The organism is Sulfurovum sp., assembly GCF_041562805.1.
In the GTDB taxonomy this organism is placed as follows: domain Bacteria; phylum Campylobacterota; class Campylobacteria; order Campylobacterales; family Sulfurovaceae; genus Sulfurovum.
Map to the genome: position 1 here is coordinate 1 of NZ_JBFFOH010000118.1, position 7,724 is coordinate 7,724.

Sequence of the window (7,724 nt, forward strand, 5' to 3'; positions counted from 1 at the left end):
ATTCGAACAAAAACAGCAAAACGGCAGTTCCAGGAATGCGGGTTGACGCAGGTTTGACATGAGTATGCCCGGCAATAAGGCTATGAGAATGTTCAAGATTTAGGAGCGTGTTGTAAAAAAGTGTCTATTTTTTCAAGAGAGGTGAGTTGCGACAGTTTAAAGGGGGGGGGGCAGTTTGCAGTAACATAAATCATCTTCGATAAAATTTCAGAGAATTGATTGAACCTGGGGAATATGAATGGAAGTGGTCTCCCCACGAGAAACCAAAGAGTATTCCTTTAGCCCTATAAATAGGGGCTTAAAAATATACTTTTTATTTCTATCCCTAAATCTATCCCTAAATTGTTTTGTGTGGTAAAAAAGTAACTATTTTTTTGAGGATTTTAACAATGCCTTGATCTCTTCGGCTACTTTTTGGAGTGAGATAATATTCTGTTGCTCTAATTCTATCTCTTTAGCTTTTATAACTTTGAGCTGCTCAAATATGGGCGTGGATACTTTCATCTAATTAGCATCTTATAATTATTCATATGCTTTTGGACGAGTTAAATAGTTCATTAATGCTAAAGGAATACCTAAAAAAATCCATATAAGAAAGAACATTCCAACAGCCATTCCAGTTGCTGCACCCGATGTTTCTAACTCTGCAGGACTTTGTGTCATAACAACACCAATTATCGACAAAATCATAATTGCATTAAACGCAATGAAAATAAAGTTAAATATAACTCCTGTGATGCTTCTCTTAGGCTTATTTATAACAAACCCACAATTAGGGCATTTATAAGTTTTATCACTTACTTCTTTTCCGCATTCAGGACAATTTATCAAAGCCATTTATATGCTCCAGTTTTTGAATTTCTGCAAGTATAACATTTAATTGTATTTTTCAATAGTATTACATAAGCCTATACTAGATAACATTGTCCATTCAATGCAATAGTAAAGGGTCACTATGAAAAAGTTAGTATTTTTTTTATCATTCGCTACAGTCGCTTTTGCCTTCATGGACACTGCAAGGTGTAATAATTACAAATCTCATGCTAATGAATATGCCATAAAGTATAAAATAAGTTATGAAGATAAAGATAAGCGTGGAATGAAAAACGCTCTCGGTGACTTTCTTTATTGGAATAAAGAAATGATTTCTGTATGCGACAAAACAACAGCTGATGAAGCCTATACGCTTAGAAAGGCAATCCGAAAAAATCCAAATGCATTATTAGATGTAAATATTAAAAGTATTTCAAATGAAGAAGCAATTCAAAATGAAGTTAATAATTTACTGAACGTTGCTAATAGTGATTTCGGCTACAATCAAGCTGTCTGCGATGAAGCATCGAAAAATGAAAAAATAATGCTTTTTGGTATCACTATCATTAGTCAAGAAGACGACTCAAATATGAGTAAAGAAGAACTAAAACAAGGCTATGAAAAGCTGGAAAATGAATTTCTCAAACATAATCAATTAGTCATTACAAATTGTCCACCAGAGCAAGCGAATAAAGCTAGAGAAAGACAACAAACTGTTTTAAAAGTTTTGGAAGAAAGCAAAAAACAATACGGTATTTAAATCTCCTTCTCTAAATAATGCTTGATCATCAATTTCATAGAATTTACAGTTTTTTCAAGCATTGTAAAATTTTGTTCATTTACTGTCTCTTTTATTTCCCAAAACTTCTATCACCCTCTTATTATAGAGGCTGCACGTTCCTGTAACTGTTTCTTTGTTGTTCGGCTAGGGAATACAACTACTCCATAAATGGGAAGCTATAAGATATTATCTAAAAATAAAAGTGACTCTATAAAATGATACTTTTTAAAAACCTATTATAGAAGATTAATTATTGTTTTATTAATACTATCGCTTGAGAATTATTTAATGCTGCACTAACTGATACATCAGATAAAGTAAGTGTTGGTTTACTATTTTTATTCAACCATATCTTACTACCTACAACAATAGGGTCATCATTAATAAAAGTTGAAAAAGCCATAAATTCAGGAGAATTTTTACCTAAGTCATTAATCAATTGAAGTTTTACTTTGAAGTTTACTTTTGTTAAAGAGTTATCTTGTAGTTCTTTAATATTGTCTTGTAATTTTTTAGGAACATATACTGATAGCAAATTAGATTTATCAGTAAGAATTCCAATATAATTATTGCTACGATTCTCATTTTTTGAAAGTTGTATAGGAGTAGTAAACTCAGCATATGAATTAAACTCCTTTCTGTAACATTGCGTAAATTTTGAATCGGGCAAAATATGAGGTATTTTACTTTTCAAGTCAAATAAAGTTTTAGAATCTTTTCTCGAATCCTCATAACTATGACAACTTGGTACTTCGATTCTTAAAAAACCAGTTAATATTTTCTCATCGTTATTATAAAGCTCTGACATTTTTACTTTTGTATTTAGTGTTGCATCACATCCACTAAAAAAAATCAATGTGATTATTCCCCATAAAAAAACTTTCATTTTGAACAACTCCTATTTGTAGTTAACAGGTAGTATATCTCAAGTTAATTCCACTAAACTAAATGTTTATTAACGATTATATTATTTTTTGTGTTATTGACACCAATCTGTGGATTTTGTAGGGATTTTTATCGCACTTTTTAAAATGGCTTTGGTTGTTTACTTTACTGTTGAATTTTTTGTGATTTTTAAGTCTGTATAGTATGAAGGTTGTAATTACCAACCCCCTAAAATAGGGCTATTGCTTTTGTATGTTTTGGCGATTATGTAGGTATTCTTAAATGTGTAGTACATAAGAACTCTTTTGATGTTCGCTTTTGTTTACTTATTTTTCCCGAAACTGTTGTACTTTTTTCGCCCTATTGAGTTTAAATCTATGGTAGCTTTTATATGCAAATAGTAAGCACTCATCAAAGTAACGTAATCTCGTCTCCCGTGATTTATTTTTGATAGATATTTCACTTCTAAACGTGTATTTATTGCGTCTTACTTCCCGATTGTATTCTTTTACATCGTGCAGCACTTCTTTTAATTGCATTGTGTAGCTTTGTTTGTTTATAGCTCTTGATTGTTTCTCCCGTTTAATTCTGCCCTTGTCTTTTGCCTTTACTCTCATAAAATAGTTTATAGCCGTACGCTCTGCAATATTCAAGCATTGGGCTATCTCTTTAAATTTCAAGCCTTTTGAATATAACGCCATTATTTGAAATTCTCGTTTAGTGATTTCGTTCATCTGTTCCTCACTCTGTAATATTATCGACTGTCTGTTTTTGCTGTAATTTTGAAATTCCTTGTACCCTCATACTGTACGGGATTTTATAGGGATTTATATGTTGCTTTGATTTCGTTCATTTATTCCTCTTTCGACTGGGCGTTTTCTTTTTTAACTCAACCTCTACGGCTTCAAATTCTACACCCTGACGTTTCAGTATCTCTTTTATTTTTTTGATAACCTCTTTTTCTTTTGCCTCTTTGCTCATTGTTTCCCCTTGGCGATGTTCACAAGCTCTCTAAGCTCTGTTAATGGCAATGCCAACTCTCTTATGTTCGGTATGACTATCTTCGCTTCTACACGTGTTAAAACGCCTTTTAAACCGTTCTTGTATGCTTTGTCGTATATCACGATCTTCTCTATCATGCCCATACCTATTAACGGTGTGTTTATGTAATAGGTGTCTGTAGGTATTCCCTCTTTTGTAAAGTGTCGCGTCACGTCAAACTGCTTTTGCAATGCTTCTATGCTTGGCTTAATTTTGAGATCAATACAAACGTCAATATTTGAAACACTTTTAACCACTGAAAGAATTTTGTTAATCAGTTCTCTTGCTGGCGGTGCTTTGTGGTATTGCTTCATGCCAAATATTACCATTGTTGCCTCTCTGTATTTTGGCGGTCTCGATGAATTGTAATAGTATATGTTCTGTCTTTCGAGCTGGTATGCTGTCGTCACCTCGTCATCTGTTAGCCGTCTTTTCAATTTAGCCATTATCTTTTTATCTTTGCTGCTGATCTTGTGCCATATGCCTATTTTCTGTAGTGCTTCTAGCTTATATTCTTTACTAAATTTTATTCTTATAGTGTCGATAGAAAACTCTTCATTTTCAGCACTGTTGAAATTCTCCAAATAAGCTTCTAATTCTGCTAAAATATCCATCTGAATTAACCTTGTTTTTTACCTACATTAAGAGATTGATTTCTTAATGTAGATATTGCGATATTTCCAAAGCCCCCGCCTGCCGTCGCTGCGGCTTGGTGCAGGGTCTTAAATAGTCTAATACGCTTAGACTACATTGTATTTAGTTGTACGGGGTGTTTTTTTTAAGCTTAAACGTCATTTTCCGACTCTTTTTCTACTAAACTTTTACTAACTTTTTTAACGCTGCTTTTTCCTGTCAATTTTGCCAAATATTTTTTAGCTTTTTCGACATTCTCGATTGTATGGTTTAATTTCCTTTTGAGGTGTCTGCCCTCTGTCGGTTCGTTCCACTCAATCAGCTCTATGCCTTGATCTTTAATGTGCCCGAAATACTGGTTTGTATTGCTCGCGAATACATCGCTACTTATAAGTGTTTCGCCTTTAAGTAGCTTTGTTAGTATTTTTGCGGTGTGCGATAGTTTGGCACTCATGCCGTCACCTCGCCCAACTTAGTGGCGATTGCTTCCATTGAAAAATATGCATCTGCCCCTATGTACTCAACAATCTCTCTGTAAGGGTCTCCCTGATCGTGTGCTTCTGCTAGTGCATTACAACGATTAAGTAATGTTTCGAGCATTTCAAAGCCACGTTCGCCGCCCTGTGTCTGTGCTGTGTCTAACATCGTTTGCAGCTCAACAATCATAAGCATTTGTATTTCGCGGCAACTCATGCAGCACCGCCCATGAAAATTTCTAGCTCTTTTCGTTGGATGATCGTTACGCGTTCACTAAGTTTCGTTGTCTTGATTTTCCCCTGCTTTACATACATCCATATTGTCGATAAACCAACACCTAAAAACTCCGCTGCCTCTTTCGGTCTAAAGTTCTGTTTTTCCATTGTATATACTCCAACAATTTGAAGCATAATCGATTACGCTTTATGTGATTGAGAAGATTAGCTTTATCTGTTTCTAAACTCTAAAGTGTATTTTTAGAGTTCATCTTAATCTAAAGGGTAGATTATTAAAATATGAGATTTTTCGCATTTTGATAGGTGTACAGGGTTAAGACTAAATTAAGAGTATCTTTATATTAAACTAATGAGCTGTGTTTTGTCTAAACTGGTTATGGAGAGGTGATATTTTTTCTGTAGTGAATCTAAATATTCTGTAATGTGGTTTTTATTTTTATACGGCATTTTTTCCATGGAATTTTTGGCGTTATTTTCAATATCGTTAATATACTCATTTAATAGAAATTTCAATTCTGTACGTTGATAACTTCCAGTTATTAATGGGAATGTATCAAGATCGTTTATCACTTTCTCGGCGTTTTTAATGAGGGCAAACTGCTGCCTTTCTATCCTTCTTTTATTTAGCTTTCCCTCTATTTCACTATTTTTGGATTTAGTATATTTATGACTTTTTCTATAATCTTCTGCATAGTGCAAAAACATCATAATTCGTGTAACTCGTATTGAGCCATTTTTTTTAGTCCCAACACAAGGAATAAATGGTCGTACAGGCAATTGCATAAAAAAGTCCATGAAAGCCGCTATGTGTTGTGCCTCTTTTTTAGTAAAAAAGTCTTTTCCTGTGCGCTCGTACCAAATACAAACCAATGGGTGAATAGTCATTTTTCACCCTTTACACCATCAAGATAATCACTCCACCACTGCATAAGCTCTTTACGGGCTTGTAAGTGTTCAGCATGGTTATAGGCTGCCTTGATTGTATTGCGTTCGCTGTGTGCTAATTGTCGTTCTATAACGTCACTACTATGCCCATGCTCGCCCATGTGTTCATGTGCGATAGTGCTAAACATACTTCTAAAGCCATGAGAGACAATCTCATCTTTTGTGAAGCCCATTCGCCTTAGTGCATAGTTAAGTGTGTTCTCGCTCATGAAGCGGTCTTTATAAACGGCATTGGTAAAAACGTATTTGCTATGCCCTGTGTATTTGTGCAGCTCTTTTAACACTTCGATCACATACGGAACTAGCGGCACAATGTGAGGCTTTCGCATTTTCATTTTTTTGGCTGGTATTTTCCAAAGGGCATTTTCAAAGTCTATCTCCGACCACTCCGCCGCCCTTAGCTCTCCTGGGCGCAATGCAACATACGGGGCAATCTGTAAGGCACACTTTGTAACATAATCACCTTGATAACCGTCTATCGCTGCTAATAAGCCCTTAATCCCTTTTCGGTCGGTGATAGTCGGGTGATGGCGCACTGTTCGTCTCTTGATTGCGTATTTCTTATCGAGATCAGCAACGATGTTATGCGGTGCTTTGTCTGTTGTAACGGCATATTTAAAAATGCGCTCTAAGAGGTTAATAGTCTTTTTTGCAACTTCAATGGCTTCGCGCTCCTCGATCTTGTCTATGACTATTTGCAAGTCTGAACGGGTAACGCTGCTTATAGGTTTTTCGCCTATGACTTTCTGCACATTGTTTTCAAAATAGCTGGTAAGTTTTTTATAATATCCTGCGGATAGATCGCCCTTAATCTTGTTGAGGTATTCCGCTGCCACTCCATTTAACGTGTTTATAGCTTCGCTTTCTTCTGCCAGTCTAGCTGCCTTCGCTGTGTTACGTTCTTCTGCAGGGTCTGTTCCTAAAGCTATTTTGGTTTTGTTATCTTCTCGCAACTTTCGTGCTGCGGCTAAACTGATCGTTGGATATGCCCCTAAAGCGATACGTTTTTCTTTTCCATCAAAGCGATATTTCAACCGCCAAAGCTTTCCCCCTGTCGGCATGATAGAGAGGTACAAACCGCCGCCGTCAAATAGCTTGTATTCCTTCTCTTTTGCCCTTGCTGCCTTTATCTCTTTGTCTGTTAAGGGGGTAGTCTCTTTAGCCATTTATGAGCCTTATGGGGATAGATTTTCTTCACGCTTAAGTACAAAAGCCTAAATATCCCCAATTCTATCCCCATAATCTTTAGACAACACTGAATTGTAATGAACTGTGTTAGACTAACAAATGGCTTTAAATATCGTATGTAAGGGGTCTTTGAAGTGTTTAATAGAGGGCTTTAAACTGTGAAGTGGTCTCCCCACGAGGACTCGAACCTCGAGCTAGGCCTTAGGAGGGCCCTGCTTTATCCAGTTAAGCGATAAGGAGAAAGAGAGGCTGACATTATATCGAACCTAGCTTTTATCATTGCACCGGTGGCATTTGGGGCTGTCTTACTGGAGGAAACCGCGGTGGTGAAGAGTATCCGGGCTTCCCGCCACCCTCTCCGCTCGAAAAGCTGCCCTCTTGATAGATCTCTGTTACATTGGGACGAATGCCGTAAATGGCATGGTACTCTCTGACCGCCCCTTTAAAGTACTCCCTTCGTTTTTTGTCCCCTCGTTTGACCACCTGCTGGATCTGATACTGCCCGGCTAAAGTGATCTCCTCTTTGCAGTATGCCAAATAGCTTATGGCGCTATCGATAAGCTCATTGACCAGATCATAGTTTTTGCGATATGAGAGATTGCCCTTTTCGTTCATCATGTACAGTGCCATATCGTAAGCCTCTCTGCGATCGCTGCAACTCTGGGCAGATAGAGTTGTGCTGGCGACCAGTAGCAATATAGCTGCTGTTAGGAGCAACTTTTTCA

General features: G+C 36.5%; 13 protein-coding genes and 1 tRNA gene. 1 reads left to right on the forward strand and 13 read right to left on the reverse strand.

Going from position 1 to position 7,724, the window contains the following annotated elements; translation table 11 throughout:
* Positions 1-366: 366 nt before the first annotated feature.
* A complete protein-coding gene (locus ABYK33_RS11715; RefSeq protein WP_373033414.1) occupies positions 367-504 on the reverse strand; it encodes a hypothetical protein in 138 nt (45 codons plus the stop codon).
* Positions 505-522: 18 nt separating this feature from the next.
* Complete coding sequence (locus ABYK33_RS11720) at positions 523-837, reverse strand: zinc-ribbon domain-containing protein (protein ID WP_373033415.1); 315 nt, start codon at positions 835-837, stop codon at positions 523-525.
* Positions 838-955: 118 nt separating this feature from the next.
* Here ABYK33_RS11720 and ABYK33_RS11725 point away from each other — a divergent pair, with 118 nt between their 5' ends.
* The gene (locus ABYK33_RS11725; protein ID WP_373033416.1) at positions 956-1,573 is read left to right on the forward strand and encodes a hypothetical protein; all 618 of its coding nucleotides are present in this window, start codon (positions 956-958) and stop codon (positions 1,571-1,573) included.
* A gap of 271 nt (positions 1,574-1,844) precedes the next feature.
* Here the strand turns inward: ABYK33_RS11725 and ABYK33_RS11730 are convergent, their stop codons facing one another.
* From ABYK33_RS11730 to ABYK33_RS11780, 11 genes are all read right to left on the reverse strand, one after another.
* Positions 1,845-2,480 carry a hypothetical protein gene (locus tag ABYK33_RS11730; protein WP_373033417.1) on the reverse strand — a complete coding sequence of 212 codons (636 nt, stop codon included), beginning with the start codon at positions 2,478-2,480 and terminating at the stop codon, positions 1,845-1,847.
* Between the two features lie 325 nt (positions 2,481-2,805).
* Positions 2,806-3,213 (reverse strand): LuxR C-terminal-related transcriptional regulator, encoded by a 408-nt coding sequence (locus tag ABYK33_RS11735; protein ID WP_373033418.1) that lies wholly within the window; start codon positions 3,211-3,213, stop codon positions 2,806-2,808.
* Positions 3,214-3,328: 115 nt separating this feature from the next.
* Positions 3,329-3,460, reverse strand: coding sequence for a hypothetical protein (locus ABYK33_RS11740; RefSeq protein WP_373033419.1), 132 nt, complete (start codon positions 3,458-3,460; stop codon positions 3,329-3,331).
* Entirely contained in the window at positions 3,457-4,134 is a 678-nt protein-coding gene (locus ABYK33_RS11745; RefSeq protein WP_373033420.1) for a hypothetical protein, read from the reverse strand. The genes ABYK33_RS11740 and ABYK33_RS11745 overlap by 4 nt, the downstream gene beginning before the upstream one ends.
* Positions 4,135-4,304: 170 nt before the next feature.
* Positions 4,305-4,607 carry a hypothetical protein gene (locus tag ABYK33_RS11750; protein ID WP_373033422.1) on the reverse strand — a complete coding sequence of 101 codons (303 nt, stop codon included), beginning with the start codon at positions 4,605-4,607 and terminating at the stop codon, positions 4,305-4,307.
* A complete protein-coding gene (locus ABYK33_RS11755; RefSeq protein ID WP_373033424.1) occupies positions 4,604-4,846 on the reverse strand; it encodes a hypothetical protein in 243 nt (80 codons plus the stop codon). Before ABYK33_RS11755 ends, ABYK33_RS11750 begins: the two co-directional genes overlap by 4 nt.
* Positions 4,843-5,040, reverse strand: a complete 198-nt coding sequence (locus ABYK33_RS11760; protein WP_373033425.1) for a helix-turn-helix domain-containing protein — start codon at positions 5,038-5,040, stop codon at positions 4,843-4,845. Before ABYK33_RS11760 ends, ABYK33_RS11755 begins: the two co-directional genes overlap by 4 nt.
* 162 nt (positions 5,041-5,202) lie before the next feature.
* Complete coding sequence (locus ABYK33_RS11765) at positions 5,203-5,751, reverse strand: hypothetical protein (protein WP_373033427.1); 549 nt, start codon at positions 5,749-5,751, stop codon at positions 5,203-5,205.
* Positions 5,748-6,977 (reverse strand): tyrosine-type recombinase/integrase, encoded by a 1,230-nt coding sequence (locus ABYK33_RS11770; RefSeq protein WP_373033428.1) that lies wholly within the window; start codon positions 6,975-6,977, stop codon positions 5,748-5,750. Before ABYK33_RS11770 ends, ABYK33_RS11765 begins: the two co-directional genes overlap by 4 nt.
* 186 nt (positions 6,978-7,163) lie before the next feature.
* Positions 7,164-7,239 (reverse strand) — tRNA-Arg (locus tag ABYK33_RS11775).
* A 36-nt stretch (positions 7,240-7,275) separates the two neighbouring features.
* Positions 7,276-7,614, reverse strand: a complete 339-nt coding sequence (locus ABYK33_RS11780; RefSeq protein ID WP_373033429.1) for a hypothetical protein — start codon at positions 7,612-7,614, stop codon at positions 7,276-7,278.
* Positions 7,615-7,724 lie beyond the last annotated feature (110 nt).

Bases quoted from the DNA above. Each gene is read 5' to 3' on its own strand.
- ABYK33_RS11715 (WP_373033414.1), bottom strand. From the start codon at position 504: ATGAAAGTATCCACGCCCATATTTGAGCAGCTCAAAGTTATAAAAGCT.
- ABYK33_RS11720 (WP_373033415.1), bottom strand. From the start codon at position 837: ATGGCTTTGATAAATTGTCCTGAATGCGGAAAAGAAGTAAGTGATAAA.
- ABYK33_RS11725 (WP_373033416.1), top strand. From the start codon at position 956: ATGAAAAAGTTAGTATTTTTTTTATCATTCGCTACAGTCGCTTTTGCC.
- ABYK33_RS11730 (WP_373033417.1), bottom strand. From the start codon at position 2,480: ATGAAAGTTTTTTTATGGGGAATAATCACATTGATTTTTTTTAGTGGA.
- ABYK33_RS11735 (WP_373033418.1), bottom strand. From the start codon at position 3,213: ATGAACGAAATCACTAAACGAGAATTTCAAATAATGGCGTTATATTCA.
- ABYK33_RS11740 (WP_373033419.1), bottom strand. From the start codon at position 3,460: ATGAGCAAAGAGGCAAAAGAAAAAGAGGTTATCAAAAAAATAAAAGAG.
- ABYK33_RS11745 (WP_373033420.1), bottom strand. From the start codon at position 4,134: ATGGATATTTTAGCAGAATTAGAAGCTTATTTGGAGAATTTCAACAGT.
- ABYK33_RS11750 (WP_373033422.1), bottom strand. From the start codon at position 4,607: ATGAGTGCCAAACTATCGCACACCGCAAAAATACTAACAAAGCTACTT.
- ABYK33_RS11755 (WP_373033424.1), bottom strand. From the start codon at position 4,846: ATGAGTTGCCGCGAAATACAAATGCTTATGATTGTTGAGCTGCAAACG.
- ABYK33_RS11760 (WP_373033425.1), bottom strand. From the start codon at position 5,040: ATGCTTCAAATTGTTGGAGTATATACAATGGAAAAACAGAACTTTAGA.
- ABYK33_RS11765 (WP_373033427.1), bottom strand. From the start codon at position 5,751: ATGACTATTCACCCATTGGTTTGTATTTGGTACGAGCGCACAGGAAAA.
- ABYK33_RS11770 (WP_373033428.1), bottom strand. From the start codon at position 6,977: ATGGCTAAAGAGACTACCCCCTTAACAGACAAAGAGATAAAGGCAGCA.
- ABYK33_RS11780 (WP_373033429.1), bottom strand. From the start codon at position 7,614: ATGAACGAAAAGGGCAATCTCTCATATCGCAAAAACTATGATCTGGTC.